This window comes from Pseudomonas sp. ICMP22404 (assembly GCF_006227205.1).
GTDB lineage: Bacteria > Pseudomonadota > Gammaproteobacteria > Pseudomonadales > Pseudomonadaceae > Aquipseudomonas.
In genome coordinates this window covers 143446-158119 of the sequence record NZ_VCNG01000010.1, presented here as the reverse complement: position 1 = coordinate 158119, position 14674 = coordinate 143446, and the positions used below count along the sequence as shown (strand labels likewise).

General features: G+C 62.2%; 12 protein-coding genes. 8 read left to right on the top strand and 4 right to left on the bottom strand.

What is annotated here, in order from left to right; translation table 11 throughout:
* Window positions 1-3 precede the first annotated feature (3 nt).
* Together FGE05_RS18360 and mnmC are read right to left on the bottom strand one after the other, a co-directional pair.
* Window positions 4-1776: an N-acetylglutaminylglutamine amidotransferase gene (locus FGE05_RS18360; protein WP_139647144.1), complete on the bottom strand. Its 1773-nt coding sequence runs from the start codon at window positions 1774-1776 to the stop codon at window positions 4-6.
* Window positions 1777-2039: 263 nt separating this feature from the next.
* On the bottom strand, window positions 2040-4028 hold the full coding sequence (mnmC, locus tag FGE05_RS18355; RefSeq protein WP_139647142.1) for a bifunctional tRNA (5-methylaminomethyl-2-thiouridine)(34)-methyltransferase MnmD/FAD-dependent 5-carboxymethylaminomethyl-2-thiouridine(34) oxidoreductase MnmC: 1989 nt from the start codon (window positions 4026-4028) through the stop codon (window positions 2040-2042).
* A gap of 121 nt (window positions 4029-4149) precedes the next feature.
* Here mnmC and pap point away from each other — a divergent pair, with 121 nt between their 5' ends.
* Both pap and FGE05_RS18345 read left to right on the top strand, forming a co-directional pair.
* Complete coding sequence (pap, locus tag FGE05_RS18350) at window positions 4150-5643, top strand: polyphosphate:AMP phosphotransferase (protein ID WP_139647140.1); 1494 nt, start codon at window positions 4150-4152, stop codon at window positions 5641-5643.
* A 104-nt stretch (window positions 5644-5747) separates the two neighbouring features.
* On the top strand, window positions 5748-6932 hold the full coding sequence (locus FGE05_RS18345; protein ID WP_139647138.1) for a thiolase family protein: 1185 nt from the start codon (window positions 5748-5750) through the stop codon (window positions 6930-6932).
* Window positions 6933-7123: 191 nt separating this feature from the next.
* On the opposite strand, the gene FGE05_RS18340 is transcribed toward FGE05_RS18345, so the two are convergent.
* Entirely contained in the window at window positions 7124-7321 is a 198-nt protein-coding gene (locus FGE05_RS18340; protein WP_041024548.1) for a DUF6316 family protein, read from the bottom strand.
* A 199-nt stretch (window positions 7322-7520) separates the two neighbouring features.
* Here FGE05_RS18340 and FGE05_RS18335 point away from each other — a divergent pair, with 199 nt between their 5' ends.
* Window positions 7521-8483, top strand: a complete 963-nt coding sequence (locus FGE05_RS18335; RefSeq protein WP_139647136.1) for a DMT family transporter — start codon at window positions 7521-7523, stop codon at window positions 8481-8483.
* A gap of 155 nt (window positions 8484-8638) precedes the next feature.
* Here FGE05_RS18335 and FGE05_RS18330 read toward each other — a convergent pair whose 3' ends face one another.
* On the bottom strand, window positions 8639-10033 hold the full coding sequence (locus tag FGE05_RS18330; protein WP_139647134.1) for a class II fumarate hydratase: 1395 nt from the start codon (window positions 10031-10033) through the stop codon (window positions 8639-8641).
* 192 nt (window positions 10034-10225) lie between these two features.
* On the opposite strand from FGE05_RS18330, the gene FGE05_RS18325 reads away from it, so the two are divergent.
* From FGE05_RS18325 to FGE05_RS18305, 5 genes are all read left to right on the top strand, one after another.
* Complete coding sequence (locus FGE05_RS18325) at window positions 10226-10747, top strand: DUF2059 domain-containing protein (protein ID WP_139647132.1); 522 nt, start codon at window positions 10226-10228, stop codon at window positions 10745-10747.
* A gap of 12 nt (window positions 10748-10759) precedes the next feature.
* Window positions 10760-11059: a BolA family transcriptional regulator gene (locus tag FGE05_RS18320; RefSeq protein ID WP_041024552.1), complete on the top strand. Its 300-nt coding sequence runs from the start codon at window positions 10760-10762 to the stop codon at window positions 11057-11059.
* A gap of 149 nt (window positions 11060-11208) precedes the next feature.
* Window positions 11209-12150 carry a rhodanese-related sulfurtransferase gene (locus FGE05_RS18315; RefSeq protein ID WP_139647130.1) on the top strand — a complete coding sequence of 314 codons (942 nt, stop codon included), beginning with the start codon at window positions 11209-11211 and terminating at the stop codon, window positions 12148-12150.
* Between the two features lie 3 nt (window positions 12151-12153).
* On the top strand, window positions 12154-12789 hold the full coding sequence (locus tag FGE05_RS18310; protein WP_139647128.1) for a DsbA family protein: 636 nt from the start codon (window positions 12154-12156) through the stop codon (window positions 12787-12789).
* A complete protein-coding gene (locus FGE05_RS18305; protein ID WP_139647126.1) occupies window positions 12782-14608 on the top strand; it encodes an ABC transporter ATP-binding protein in 1827 nt (608 codons plus the stop codon). The genes FGE05_RS18310 and FGE05_RS18305 overlap by 8 nt, the downstream gene beginning before the upstream one ends.
* Window positions 14609-14674: the final 66 nt, after the last annotated feature.

Below are 14674 nucleotides of genomic sequence, written 5' to 3'. Positions count from 1 at the left end.
CGATCAGATTCCTTGCTCGCTGAGCCACAGGTTCAGCGCCGCCAGTTGCCACAGCCGGGAGCCGCGTAGCGGGGTCAACTGACCGTTGGGGTCGGTGAGCAGGCGGTCGAGCATGGCCGGCTTGAACAGCCCGCGATCCTGACTCGGGTCCAGCAGCAATTCGCGGACCCAGGCCAAGGTGTTGCCCTCCAGGTGCTTGAGTCCCGGCACCGGGAAATAGCCTTTCTTGCGATCGATCACCTCGCCGGGAATCACCCGCCGGGCGGCTTCCTTGAGGACTTGCTTGCCGCCATCGGGCAGTTTGAATTTCGCCGGGACCCGCGCCGAGAGCTCAACCAGCCGGTAATCCAGAAACGGTGTGCGCGCTTCCAGGCCCCAGGCCATGGTCATGTTGTCGACACGCTTGACCGGGTCGTCCACCAGCATCACGGTGCTGTCCAGGCGCAGGGCCTTGTCGACGGCGGCATCGGCACCCGGTTGAGCGAGGTGCTCTTTGACGAAATCACCGGCGGCGTCGTTGGCGGTCAGCCATTTCGGCTGCACGGTGGCGGCGTATTCCTCGTAGCTGCGGTCGAAGAACGCGGCGCGGTAGGCCGCGTAGGGATCGCTTGCACCATCCACTTGGGGATACCAGTGATAACCGGCGAACAATTCGTCGGCACCCTGGCCGCTTTGCACCACTTTGCAGTGCTTGGCCACTTCCCGCGACAGCAGGTAAAAAGCGATGCAGTCGTGGCTGACCATCGGCTCGCTCATGGCACGGAAAGCCGCCGGCAGTTGCTCGATGATTTCTTTTTCGTCGATGCGCAGTTGGTGATGGCGGGTGCCGTAGTGCTTGGCGATCAGGTCCGAATACTGGAACTCGTCACCCCGTTCGCCGCCGGCATCCTGGAAACCGATGGAGAACGTGGACAGGTCTTCCACGCCGACTTCACGCAGCAAACCCACCAGCATGCTTGAGTCCACGCCACCGGAAAGTAGCACCCCCACATCCACGGCGGCCCGCTGGCGAATGGCAACGGCTTCTCGGGTGCTGTCGAGCACGCGGTCGATCCAGTCTTCCAGGTTCAGGTCCTGCTCATCGGCCCGTGGGCCGTAGGGCAAGGTCCACCAGGTTTTCTGCTCGACACTGCCATCGGCTTCAACTCGCATCCACGTGGCTGGCGGCAGTTTTTCAATACCGGCCAGCAGGGTACGGGGCGCCGGGACCACAGCATGGAAATTCAAGTAGTGGTTGAGAGCGACGGGGTCGAGCACCGGGCTGATGTCGCCGCCCTTGAGCAGTGCCGGCAGCGCTGAGGCAAAGCGCAGGCGCTGGCCAGTGCGCGAAAGGTACAACGGTTTGACGCCGAGACGGTCGCGGGCGATGAACAGGCGTTTGGCGTCGCGTTCCCAGATGGCGAAGGCGAACATGCCGTTGAGCTTGGGCAGCAGCGCTTCGCCCCAGGCGTGATAGCCCTTGAGCAACACTTCGGTGTCGCCACCGGAACAAAAGGCGTAGCCCAACGCTTCCAGCTCGGCTCGCAGTTCCGGGTAGTTGTAGATCGCGCCGTTGAAGGCCAGGGACAGGCCCAGTTGATTGTCGATCATCGGCTGAGCCGAGGCATCGGACAAGTCCATGATCTTCAGGCGTCGGTGGCCCAGGGCAATCGGGCCCTGGCTATGGAAACCCCACGCATCGGGGCCGCGAGGGGCCAGGTGATGGGTCATTCGCTCTACGGCCGCAAGGTCCGCAGGTTGTTGATCGAAACGTAACTCTCCAGCTAATCCGCACATAAGTCCTTACCGGTTTTTCCGTTGGGGAGGGTACGCGCCGAAATGGCGGGTACCCTGGAACTGACCGATGGGATTGCCGTGAGTTTTAGATCGATGCGTTATAAGGCGACGGGTGGGGGCGGGTTGGCGGGATGTCGCCGGGCCCTTGAGGGAGCGAGCCTGCTCGCGATGGGGGCGGCATGATCAACATTAAAGTCAGCTGATCCATCGTCATCGCGAGCAGGCTCGCTCCCACAGGTTTGGTTGTGGGCATTTAAGCTGCGTCAGGCCTTGCCGCGAATCAGCGCCCGTAGCGCAAAGCGATTCGGATGGCAGGCCTCGGCCACGCTCCGGGGCAAGGGCAAAGGTTCGTTGTCCAGCCAGGCGGCGATCAGTTCGCCGGACAGTGGCGCGGTGATCAGGCCGCGGGAGCCATGGCCGCTGTTGACGTACAGGCCATCGAGCCAGGGGCAGGGGGTGTCCGGGACCTGGCGGGCATCTTTGCTCAGGGCGTGATACGCCTTGGTAAATGCCCGGTTGTCCGCCAACGGCCCGACAATCGGCAGATAGTCCGGGCTGGTGCAACGAAACGCCGCACGGCCTTCGAGCTGCTCCGGATCCAGGAGGCCGGCGTCCAGGCGGTCCACCAGGTCGAGAGAGATTTCTTCGAGCATTTGCAGGTTGCCGGCATGTTCGGCGGCGGTGGGTGTCAAGTCATCGCTCTTGAAGTCGAAACTGGCCCCCAGCGTATGTTCGCCCATTCGCGGCGGGGCCACGTATCCCTCCGCGCAGACCACCGTGCGCAGGCTCTGGCTGCGGGCCGTCTGCGGCAGGCGGGTGATTTGCCCGCGTATGCGCTTGAGGGGCAGGTCGGCGGCTGCTTCGAAACGTTTTATCTCGGCAGCGCTAGCCAGGATCGCCACCGGTGCGCTGGCCAGGCAGCGCTCACCACCCCAGGCTTGCCACTGGCCGTCGACGCGGCGCAGATCCAGCACTTCACGGTGAGGCAACACCTCGATCGACGAGCCCGAGGCCTGCCAGCGGCACAGCGCCGGCGGATGTACCCAACCCCCTTCAGGGTAGAACAGACCGCCACAGGCCAGGCCGATGCCGGACAGCGCCTCGGCTTCGGGTTGCTCCAGTGTGTGCAGCAGATCGGCCGGGAACGCGGCGGCCAGTTGCGCCTGGCGCTCGGCTTCCTTGTGGTTGAAGGCCAACTGCAGGACACCGCAGCCGTCCCAGTCCATGCCCCGCTGCAGGTGTTCCAGCAAGCGCCGCGTGTAGCCGAAGCCGCTGAGGATCATCTGCGACAACGCCGTGCCGTGAGCGGAAAGCTTCAGGTACAACACCCCCTGGGGGTTGCCGGACGCTTCCTCGGCCAACCCGGCATGCCGCTCCAGTAACGTCACCTGCCAGCCACGGGCCGCGAGGCTCGCCGCGCTGGCGCAACCGGCCAGGCCACCGCCGATCACCAGGGCCCGGCGTTCGCCGGTGAGCGGAGCGGGGCGGGCATACCAGGGTTTTGCCGGAAGGGGGGCGGCCTGCTCCTGTGATTCCGGCCAGCCAAGGAACACGCCCCGCAGGATTTCCCATTTATGCCCGATGCCCGGCGTGCGCTTCATCTTGAAGCCCGCCGCGTTCAACAATCGTCGCACCCAACCGGTGCTGGTGAAGGTGCTCAGAGTGGCGCCAGGCGCCGCCAGCCGGGCCAGTTCGGCGAACAGCTCGGCGGTCCACATGTCGGGGTTCTTGGCTGGTGCGAAACCATCCAGGAACCAGGCGTCGATGTGTCCGTCCAGCTGTGGCAACTGTTCCAGGGCGTCACCGATCATCAGCGTCAGCGTCACCCGTCCGCCCGCCAGTGTCAGGCGCTGGAAACCTTGATGGATCGCGACGTATTGCTCAAGCAATTGATCGGCCTGAAGCTTGAGGGACGGCCACAGGGCAAGGGCCCGGTGCAGGTCTTGAGGGCTCAGGGGGTATTTTTCGACGCTGACAAAATGCAGTCGCGCCCCGGCGGGCGCGCGTTGCTCGAATAATTGCCAGGCACACAGAAAGTTCAGCCCGGTGCCAAACCCGGTCTCACCGATCACCAGCCGCCCATGGACCGGCAACGCGGCGAAGCGCTCGGCCAGGTTGTTCTGTTCAAGAAACACATAGCGGGTTTCTTCCAGCCCCGACTGGTCGGAAAAATACACATCGTCGAACACCCGGGAACGGGGCAGACCCTGGTCATCCCAGTCAAGTTGGGCGTGGTGCTGTACGGGGGGCATGGCAGGCTCAGTTAAATCCGGGACGCTATTCTAGCCCGAGGCTGGGTAACTGCGCAGGAGCTCCTACACATCGCGGTATCCAATCCGCTAGTCTTGCCCCAATCCCTGGAAGGAGCTGCCTATGTTCGAATCCGCCGAAATCGGTCATGCCATCGATAAAGACACCTTTGAAGCTGAAGTGCCGGCACTGCGTGAAGCACTGCTCGAAGCCCAGTTCGAGTTGCATCAGCAGAGCCGCTTCCCGGTCATCGTGCTGATCAACGGTATCGAGGGCGCGGGCAAGGGTGAGACGGTGAAGTTGCTCAACGAGTGGATGGACCCGCGGCTGATCGAAGTGCGCACGTTCGACCAGCAGACCGACGAAGAACTGGCGCGGCCGCCGGCCTGGCGCTATTGGCGGATGCTGCCGGCCAAGGGGCGCATGGGGATTTTCTTCGGCAACTGGTATAGCCAGATGCTTCAGGGCCGGGTTCATGGCGAGTTCAAGGACCCTCGGCTCGATCAGGCGATCAATGCCGCTGAGCGCCTGGAAAAAATGCTCTGCGATGAGGGCGCGCTGATCTTCAAGTTCTGGTTTCATCTGTCCAAGAAGCAAATGAAAGCCAGGCTCAAGGGGCTCAAGGATGACCCGCTGCACAGTTGGCGCATCAGTCCGCTGGACTGGCAGCAATCCCAGACCTACGACAAGTTCGTCAAGTACGGCGAGCGGGTGTTGCGCCGCACCAGTCGCGATTATGCGCCGTGGCATGTGATCGAGGGCGTGGACACCTATTATCGCAGCCTCACGGTCGGCAGGATCCTGCTCGAAGGCATGCGCCAGGCACTGGATCGGCCGGCGATCAAGCCGGAAAAGGTCAGCGTGGCACCGCTGCCGGTGTTGGATGACCAGGTGACCCTGATTGACAGCCTGGACATGACCCAGCGGCTGGACAAGGACGACTATGAGGAACAGCTGATCACCGAGCAGGCCCGGTTTGCCGGCTTGTTGAGGGACAAACGCATGCGCCGGCACGCGCTGGTGGCCGTGTTCGAAGGCAACGATGCGGCGGGCAAGGGCGGAGCGATCCGGCGGGTCGCGGCGGCGCTCGATCCACGCCAGTACAGCATTGTGCCAATCGCCGCGCCCACTGAAGAAGAGCGTGCCCATCCCTACATGTGGCGGTTCTGGCGGCATATTCCGGCGCGGGGCAAATTCACCGTATTCGATCGTTCCTGGTATGGCCGGGTATTGGTGGAGCGGGTCGAAGGCTTCTGCAGTCGGGCCGACTGGCTGCGGGCCTATGGCGAGATCAATGATTTCGAGGAGCAGATTGCCGACGCCGGCGTGGTAGTGGTCAAGTTCTGGCTGGCCATCGACAAGGAGACCCAGCTCGAACGCTTTCAGGAACGCGAGGAAATCCCCTTCAAGCGCTTCAAGATCACCGAGGACGACTGGCGCAACCGTGACAAGTGGGACGCCTACCGGGCGGCGGTGTGCGACATGGTCGACCGCACCAGTACCGAGATATCCCTCTGGACCCTGGTAGAAGCCAATGACAAGCGTTGGGCCCGGGTCAAGGTGTTGCGCACCCTCAACGAGGCGCTGGAGGCCGCGTTCAAGCGCAGCGGGAAGTAACGGGCGATGAGGTCGCATATGCGGGGTGAATGATTGTCGCAGTCGGTTATGAGGTGGATTTATGCTCGATCCATCTTGACCGCCTACAACAATGAGGAACCGCCATGCGAGAAGTAGTGATCGTCGACAGCGTACGGACCGGCCTGGCCAAGTCGTTTCGCGGCAAGTTCAACATGACCCGCCCGGACGACATGGCGGCCCATTGCGTCAATGCGCTGTTGACGCGCAACGACATCGACCCGGCCAGCGTTGAGGACTGCATCGTCGGTGCCGGCTCCAACGAGGGGGCTCAGGGCTACAACATCGGCCGTAACGTGGCGGTGCTTTCCCACCTGGGCATAGGCACCGCCGGCATGACCCTCAACCGCTTCTGTTCCTCGGGCCTGCAAGCCATCGCCATTGCCGCCAACCAGATTGCGTCCGGGTGCAGCGAGATCATCGTCGCCGGTGGTGTGGAGTCCATCAGCCTGACGATGAAAAGCGTCAACACCGATCACCTGATCAATCCGCTGCTCAAGGATCAGGTTCCAGGCATCTATTTCCCCATGGGCCAGACCGCCGAGATCGTCGCCCGCCGCTACCAGGTCAGCCGCGAAGCACAGGACCGTTATGCGTTGCAGAGCCAGCAACGCACTGCCCGGGCCCAGGCGGCCGGGTTGTTCGATGACGAGATCGTACCGATGGCGGTCAAGTACAAGGTGGAGGATAAGAACACCGGTGCGGTGCAGATTCTTGACGGCGTGGTCGACCGCGACGATTGCAACCGCCCGGATACCACCTACGAAAGCCTGGCCGGCCTGAAGCCGGTGTTTGCCGAAGACGGTTCGGTGACGGCGGGCAACTCATCGCAACTGTCCGACGGTGCCTCGATGACCCTGGTGATGAGCCTGGAAAAAGCCCTGGCGCTCGGACTCAAGCCCAAGGCGTTTTTCCGCGGCTTCACCGTGGCCGGTTGCGCGCCGGACGAAATGGGCATCGGTCCGGTGTTCTCGGTGCCGAAACTGCTCAAGGCCAAGGGCTTGCGGATCGCCGATATCGATGTGTGGGAACTCAACGAGGCGTTCGCGTCCCAGTGCCTGTACAGCCGTGACCGTTTGGAAATCGACAATGAAAAATACAACGTCAATGGCGGCTCGATTGCCATCGGCCATCCGTTCGGCATGACCGGCTCGCGCCAGGTCGGACATCTGGTGCGGGAGCTGCAACGGCGCAACCTGCGCTACGGCATCGTGACCATGTGCGTGGGCGGCGGGATGGGGGCGACGGGGTTGTTCGAGGCTGTGCGTTAAACACGAAGCCGAGGAAAGACACTATCTGTGGCGAGGGGATTTATCGAAACGTCGCACCGCCCCGCTGGGCTGCGTAGCAGCCCCACCGCCGTTGACTCAAGCAGTCTGATCCACCGAGTTGCCTGGTTTTGGGGCTGCTTTGCAGCCCAGCGGGGATAAATCCCCTCGCCACAGGTCTGGGTAATCCTTTGTCAGCTGGCGATCTCAAGCGCCTTCTGCATCCGCTCGATATACGCCGCGACCTCTTGCTCCGCGGCCTCACGACTGGCAAACGGTCCTTCCTGGGTTCCTTCCCGGGTACTGAAATAGAATTCACCGTTTATCCGGCAGATCCGGTCACTGGGAAAGACCATCGCAGGGGCGAGGTCTTGGGCGCGTTTGCCAAGCATGGGGGCTCCAAGAAGCATCGAAATCGGTTGAGTGAAGTTTATGCGGTAGCGTCAACTGGCGCTTGGTCAGGCGATAGGCGGCAATGTGCCATCCCTCCTTTCCGCAATGACCTTTGAACTGTTAGTGCCCAACTGTCCCTGTGTTGCAGGGCCATCTCCCCCTAGAATAGTCGCTCTTTTCGTGAGCCTCGGGGATTGCATGCACATTTCGTCCGGTCGCTGGGTCTACGGCCTTTTCCTCGCCTTGTTGACCGCCCTGTTGTGGGGAATCCTGCCGATCAAGCTCAAGCAGGTGCTGCAGGTGATGGATCCGGTCACGGTGACCTGGTTTCGCTTGCTGGTGTCCGGCGGCTTGCTGTTCATCTACCTGTCGGCCACCCGACGCCTGCCCAGCCGCAAGGTGCTCGGTTCGCGTGGCGGCTGGTTGGTGGCAATGGCGGTGCTGGGGCTGGTAGGCAACTATGTGTTGTACCTGATGGGCCTGAATCGCTTGAGCCCCGGCACCGCACAACTGGTGGTGCAGATGGGGCCTATCCTGCTGCTGGTCGCCAGCCTGTTTGTGTTCAAGGAACGTTTCAGCCTGGGGCAGGGGATCGGCCTGTTGGTGCTGCTGATCGGCTTCACGCTGTTTTTCAACCAGCGCCTCGCCGAATTGCTGACGTCCCTGAGCGAATACACCGCCGGGGTCTTGATGGTGTTGCTGGCGTCGGCAGTCTGGACGTTCTATGCCCTGGGCCAGAAGCAGTTGTTGACGGTGTGGAATTCGTTGCAGGTGATGATGGTGATCTACCTGTTCTGTGCGTTGCTGCTCACGCCGTGGGTCCATCCGTTGGAAGCACTGCAACTGAGCCCGCTGCAAGGCTGGCTGTTGTTTGCCTGCTGCCTCAACACCCTGATTGCCTACGGCGCCTTTGCCGAGGCCCTGGCCCACTGGGAAGCCTCGCGGGTCAGCGCGACCCTGGCGATCACGCCGCTGGTGACCTTCGCGGCGGTGGCCGTGGCTGCCTGGTGGTGGCCCGACTATGTGCATGCCGAGCAGATCAATCTGCTGGGGTATGGCGGGGCGGTGCTGGTGGTGGTGGGGTCAGCGCTGGTGGCGTTGGGGCCTTCGCTGATTGCCGGGCTGAGGGCCCGGCGTGAGCGGTTGGCTGTGGAGCGGTAGCGGCCTGCAGGTGACAGTGATGTGAGTCGACCGGCCTCATCGCGAGCAGGCTCGCTCCCACATTGGATCTTCAGCGTATGCAAATCCCGGGTTCGACCGGGATCCCTTGTGGGAGCGAGCCTGCTCGCGAAGGCTCACTTCCTGTCAACCAGAGTTCAGCCCTGGCTACCGGCTTCCAGCATGTTTTCCGGCCGCACCCAGGCATCGAACTCCTCGTCGGTCAGATAGCCCAACTGCAGCGCTGCCTCGCGCAAGGTCAGCCCTTCGTTGTAGGCTTTCTTGGCGATCTCGGCGGACTTGTCGTAGCCGATATGCGGGTTCAACGCTGTCACCAGCATCAACCCACGCTCCAGGTGCGCCGCCATCTGCTCGCCATCGGGCTCGAGCCCGGCGATGCAATGTTGCTGGAAGTTGCTGCAGCCATCGGCCAGCAGGCGGATCGATTGCAGCAGGTTGTGGATGATCACCGGCTTGAACACGTTCAACTGCAAATGGCCCTGACTGGCGGCAAAGCCAATGGTCACGTCATTGCCCATGACCTGGCAGGCCAGCATCGACAAGGCTTCGCACTGGGTCGGGTTGACCTTGCCAGGCATGATGGAACTGCCCGGCTCGTTGGCCGGCAATTTCACTTCGGCGAAGCCGGCCCGAGGTCCGGAGCCCAGCAGGCGCAGGTCGTTGGCGATTTTCATCAGGGTCACGGCCAGGGTTTTCAGCGCGCCGGAAAGCGTGGTCAGGGGCTCGTGCCCCGCCAGTGCCGCAAACTTGTTCGGCGCGGTAACAAATGGCAAACCGGACAGCGCCGCGAGTTCGGCGGCAATCGCTTCGCCGAAGCCGTGGGGCGAGTTGAGCCCGGTGCCGACCGCCGTGCCGCCCTGGGCCAGTTCGCAGACCGCCGGTAGCGCGGCACGGATCGCCCGTTCGGCGTAGTCGAGCTGGGCAATGAAGGCTGACAATTCCTGGCCGAACGTGATCGGCGTGGCATCCATCATGTGGGTGCGACCGGTCTTGACCAGTTTCAGGTGGCGCGCGGCCAGTTCCGCCAGCCCGCCGGACAGTTCGCTGATGGCCGGCAACAATTGCTTGTGGACGGCTTGCACGGCGGCGATGTGCATGGCGGTAGGGAAGCAGTCGTTGGAGCTCTGGGAGCGGTTGACGTGGTCGTTGGGGTGCACCGGGGTCTTGCCGCCGCGGGGGTTGCCCGCCAGCTCGTTGGCGCGCCCGGCGATCACCTCGTTGACGTTCATGTTGCTCTGAGTGCCGCTGCCGGTCTGCCAGACCACCAGCGGGAACTGGTCGTCATGCTGGCCGTCCAGCACTTCGTCGGCGGCCTGTTCGATCAGTCGAGCGATGTCGGCGGGCAAGTCGCCGTTGCGGTCGTTGACCCGCGCGGCGGCTTTCTTGATCATCGCCAGGGCATGCAGCACCGACAGCGGCATGCGTTCGTTACCGATGGCGAAGTTGATCATGGAACGCTGTGTCTGGGCGCCCCAGTAGGCGTCCTCCGGGACTTCAACCTGGCCAAGGCTGTCGGTTTCGATACGGCTCATTGGGTCAAACTCCTGATAGGTCTGAATGCGCAGTTTAGGCCCTGTCGGGCGGTACCGGTTCCGTCAATCTAGGGGCGGTCGGTTCGGTCCGTCAATCGGGACCGGCAAGCACCGGGGTTGAGGCCTGGCGTTTTTTAGGCGCAGAATGGTCGCCCTTGGGGTTTTACCTCGCCAGTTAGATAAGGAAACTCGATGACCCGTCTTCGCGCCATCTGTACCGCAGTTGCTCTGGTGTGTGCCAGCGGCCCTGTTCTCGCCGATACCGCCAGCCACAACGCCAGCGCCGAAGCGTTCCTGACCTTGGCACACGCTGACAAACTGGGCACCCCGGTGTACATGCAGGTGCAACAGATGTTTGCCCAGCGCTTCGAGCAGACCAAGGCTCCCGAGTCGAAAAAAGCCACCCTGGAAACCTACCAGGCCAAGGCCAATGCCGCGCTTGACCAGGCCATCGGCTGGAACAAGCTCAAGCCGGACATGGTCAAGCTCTACACCACCAACTTCAGCGAGTCGGAGCTCAAGGACCTGGTGGCTTTCTACCAGTCGCCCCTTGGCAAGAAAGTCCTGGAAAAAATGCCGCAGCTGACCCAGCAGTCGGCCCAACTGACCCAGGCCAAGCTGGAAAGCGCCGTGCCGGTGGTCAACAAGCTGCTGGCGGACATGACCACCGAGCTTGAGCCCAAAGCTGCTGCCCCTGCCAAGAAAAAGCCGTAAGCGGAGCCCGGTATGAGCATGCAACAACGCATCGAATCGACCCTCGGCCTCCTGCAGCCCGAGCACCTGCAAGTGCTGGATGAAAGCCACATGCACAGCCGTGGGTTACAGACCCACTTCAAGGCGGTGGTGGTGAGCCGGCAATTTGAAGGACTGAATCGGGTCAAGCGCCACCAGAAGGTCTACGGCACGCTGGGTGAGCTGATGGGCGAATTCCATGCGTTGGCGCTGCACACCTACACCCCCGAAGAATGGGCACAGATCGATGCCGCCCCGGCTTCGCCGACCTGTGCCGGTGGCAGCAAGCACTGATCGGCGTGGCGAAGGATTTATGTAAAGCCCCGACGTCGAAGTCCTGCAACCCATGAGTTTTTGTTAGAATTCGCACGCGCCGCTTACCCGGCGCGTTTTTTTTGCATCCGGTTCACCCTTTACGAGGGTAGCCACCTGGAGAAATACCCATGACACAACCCATTGTCGTGGCGGCACTGTATAAGTTCGTCACCCTGGAAGATTACGTCGAGCTGCGTGAGCCCTTGCTCAAGGCGATGCTCGATAACGCTATCAAAGGCACTCTGCTGATCGCCGAAGAAGGCATCAACGGCACGGTCTCCGGTACCCGTGAAGGCATCGACGGCTTGCTGGCCTGGCTCAAGAACGACCCGCGGATGATCGATATCGATCACAAGGAGTCGTACTGCGACGAGCAGCCGTTCTACCGCACCAAGGTCAAGCTCAAGAAAGAAATCGTCACCCTCGGCGTCGAAGGCGTGGATCCGAACAAGCAGGTCGGCACCTATGTCGAACCCCAGGACTGGAACGCGCTGATCAGCGATCCGGAAGTGTTGCTGATCGATACCCGTAACGACTACGAAGTGTCTATCGGGACATTCGAAGGCGCAATCGATCCCAAGACCACCAGCTTTCGCGAGTTTCCCGACTACATCAAGGCCAACTTCGACCCGGCCCGGCACAAGAAGGTCGCGATGTTCTGCACCGGCGGCATCCGCTGTGAAAAAGCTTCCAGCTACATGCTGAGCCAGGGCTTCGACGAGGTTTTCCACCTCAAGGGTGGCATCCTGAAATACCTCGAAGAGGTTCCCCAGGAAGAAACCAAATGGCGCGGCGACTGCTTTGTGTTCGATAACCGCGTGACCGTTCGCCACGATCTCAGCGAAGGCGACTACGATCAATGTCATGCGTGCCGTACACCGGTGAGCCTGGAAGATCGCGCTTCGGAGCACTACGTGCCGGGCATCAGCTGCCCGCATTGCTGGGACAAACTGAGCGAGAAGACCCGTCGCAGTGCGATCGACCGGCAAAAGCAGATCGAATTGGCCAAGGCTCGCAACATGCCGCACCCGATCGGCTACAACTACAAGCAATCATCCTCCGAGGCTTGAACCATGCCGCCACGTCTGCTGTATGTCATGGACCCGATGTGTTCCTGGTGCTGGGGCTTCGCGCCGGTGGCCGAAGCATTGGTCGAGCAGGCGCGGGTCCAGGGCGTGGAGCTGCACCTGGTGGTGGGCGGGTTGCGTACGGGCAGCGGTTCGGCCCTGGAGCCCACTACCCGGCGTTACATCCTCGAGCACTGGCAGGCTGTCACCCAGGCCACCGGCCAGCCCTTCAAGCTGGAGGGCGCGTTGCCGGACGGTTTCGTTTATGACACCGAGCCGGCCTGCCGGGCTGTGGTGACGGCCCGGAGCCTGGCGCCGGACCTGGCCTGGAAGCTGCTCAAACTGATCCAGCAGGCTTTTTATGTGCAGGGTCGCGACGTGACCCATGCCAGCGTCCTGGTGGAACTGGCCGAACAGGCCGGACTGCCACGCATCGAGTTTGCCGCGGCGTTTGACAGTGCCGATCAACATGCGGCCACTGCCGCGGATTTCACGTGGGTGCAGGATCTCGGCATTGCCGGGTTCCCTACGCTACTGGCCGAGCGCGAGGGCCAATTGGCCCTGCTCACCAACGGTTACCAACCCCTGAGCCAACTGTCACCACTGCTTGGCCGCTGGCTGGAGCGTGCGGCCTGTGCCTGACCTGCCGGATGGCACCTCGGAGCCACAGCGCGTCGATCGATTGAGCTGGGCGGAAATCCGTCGCCTGGCCCTCAAACACAAGAAAGCCCTGTGGATTGCCAACGGCGTGGCGGTGCTGGCGACGCTTTGTAGCGTGCCGATCCCTTTACTGTTGCCATTGTTGGTGGATGAAGTGCTGCTAGGGCGTGGCGACGCCGCCCTGAAGGTGATGAACCACGCCTTGCCGACGGGGTGGCAAACGGCTGCGGGCTATATCGGCTTGATGCTGCTGGCGACCTTGACCCTTCGGTGCGGCGCGTTGCTGTTCAACGTGTTACAGGCACGTTTGTTTGCCAGGCTCGCCAAAGACATCGTCTATCGCATCCGTGTCCGTCTGATCGAGCGCCTCAAACGTATTTCCCTGGGGGAATACGAAAGCCTGGGCAGCGGCACCGTGGCCGCGCACCTGGTCACCGACCTGGACACTCTCGATAAATTCGTCGGCGAAACCCTCAGCCGTTTCCTGGTGGCGATGCTGACGCTGGTGGGCACCGCCGGCATCCTGATGTGGATGCATTGGAAACTGGCGCTGCTGATCCTGTTGTTCAATCCGCTGGTGATCTATGCCACGGTGCAGTTGGGCAAGCGGGTCAAGCACCTCAAGAAGCTGGAGAACGACAGCACCTCGCGCTTCACCCAGGCATTGACCGAAACCCTGGACGCGATCCAGGAAGTGCGCGCCGGGAACCGTCAGGGTTTTTTCCTCGGTCGCTTGGGTCAGCGCGCCCGGGAGGTGCGTGATTATGCGGTCAATTCCCAGTGGAAAAGCGATGCGTCGGGCCGCGCCAGTGGCTTGCTGTTCCAGTTCGGCATCGACATTTTCCGTGCTGCGGCGATGCTCACGGTGCTGTTTTCCGACCTGTCCATTGGCCAGATGCTGGCGGTGTTCAGCTACCTCTGGTTCATGATCGGTCCGGTGGAGCAGTTGTTGAACCTGCAATACGCCTATTACGCGGCGGGCGGTGCGTTGAGTCGGATCAACGAACTCCTGGCCCGGGCCGACGAACCTCAGTACACCGGCGGTGTCGACCCGTTCAAGGGCCACGATACTGTGGGCATCGACATCCAGGGCTTGAGCTTCGGCTATGGCGAGGAACTGGTGCTCGACCAGTTGAACCTGTCCATCTCACCCGGCGAAAAAGTCGCCATCGTGGGGGCCAGCGGTGGCGGCAAGAGCACCCTGGTGCAGCTGTTGTTGGGCCTGTATACGCCGCAGTCGGGCAGCATCCGGTTTGGTGGCGCCACGCAGCAGGAGATCGGCCTGGAAACCATCCGTGAAAATGTCGCGGTGGTGCTGCAGCATCCTGCCTTGTTCAACGACACGGTGCGGGCCAACCTCTCCATGGGCCGCGACTGCAGCGACGAGGCCTGCTGGCGGGCATTGGCCATTGCCCAGCTCGATACCACGGTGCGCGCGTTGCCCCTGGGGCTGGAGAGTGTGGTTGGACGTTCCGGGGTGCGGCTGTCCGGTGGGCAGCGTCAACGCCTGGCCATTGCCCGCATGGTATTGGCCGAGCCGCGGGTGGTGATCCTTGACGAAGCGACCTCCGCACTGGACGCCGCCACCGAGTACAACCTCCACCAGGCCCTGGCGCGTTTTCTGAGTGGACGCACCACGCTGATCATTGCCCACCGGTTGTCGGCCGTGAAACAGGCCGACCGGGTATTGGTGTTCGATGGTGGGCGAATCGCTGAAGACGGCGACCATTTGCAATTGATTGCCGAGGGCGGCCTGTACGCCCGACTCTATGGTCATTTGCAACAGATACAGCAGCCTTGAGTTTCCTGTGATTTTCTGCGCTTAGTATCCAAAAAAATCAGCCAAATGCCCCGATTTATTCGAATT

Bases quoted from the DNA above. Each gene is read 5' to 3' on its own strand.
- FGE05_RS18360 (WP_139647144.1), bottom strand. From the start codon at position 1,776: ATGTGCGGATTAGCTGGAGAGTTACGTTTCGATCAACAACCTGCGGAC.
- FGE05_RS18345 (WP_139647138.1), top strand. From the start codon at position 5,748: ATGCGAGAAGTAGTGATCGTCGACAGCGTACGGACCGGCCTGGCCAAG.
- FGE05_RS18330 (WP_139647134.1), bottom strand. From the start codon at position 10,033: ATGAGCCGTATCGAAACCGACAGCCTTGGCCAGGTTGAAGTCCCGGAG.
- FGE05_RS18310 (WP_139647128.1), top strand. From the start codon at position 12,154: ATGCCGCCACGTCTGCTGTATGTCATGGACCCGATGTGTTCCTGGTGC.
- FGE05_RS18320 (WP_041024552.1), top strand. From the start codon at position 10,760: ATGAGCATGCAACAACGCATCGAATCGACCCTCGGCCTCCTGCAGCCC.
- FGE05_RS18335 (WP_139647136.1), top strand. From the start codon at position 7,521: ATGCACATTTCGTCCGGTCGCTGGGTCTACGGCCTTTTCCTCGCCTTG.
- FGE05_RS18325 (WP_139647132.1), top strand. From the start codon at position 10,226: ATGACCCGTCTTCGCGCCATCTGTACCGCAGTTGCTCTGGTGTGTGCC.
- FGE05_RS18315 (WP_139647130.1), top strand. From the start codon at position 11,209: ATGACACAACCCATTGTCGTGGCGGCACTGTATAAGTTCGTCACCCTG.
- pap (WP_139647140.1), top strand. From the start codon at position 4,150: ATGTTCGAATCCGCCGAAATCGGTCATGCCATCGATAAAGACACCTTT.
- mnmC (WP_139647142.1), bottom strand. From the start codon at position 4,028: ATGCCCCCCGTACAGCACCACGCCCAACTTGACTGGGATGACCAGGGT.
- FGE05_RS18340 (WP_041024548.1), bottom strand. From the start codon at position 7,321: ATGCTTGGCAAACGCGCCCAAGACCTCGCCCCTGCGATGGTCTTTCCC.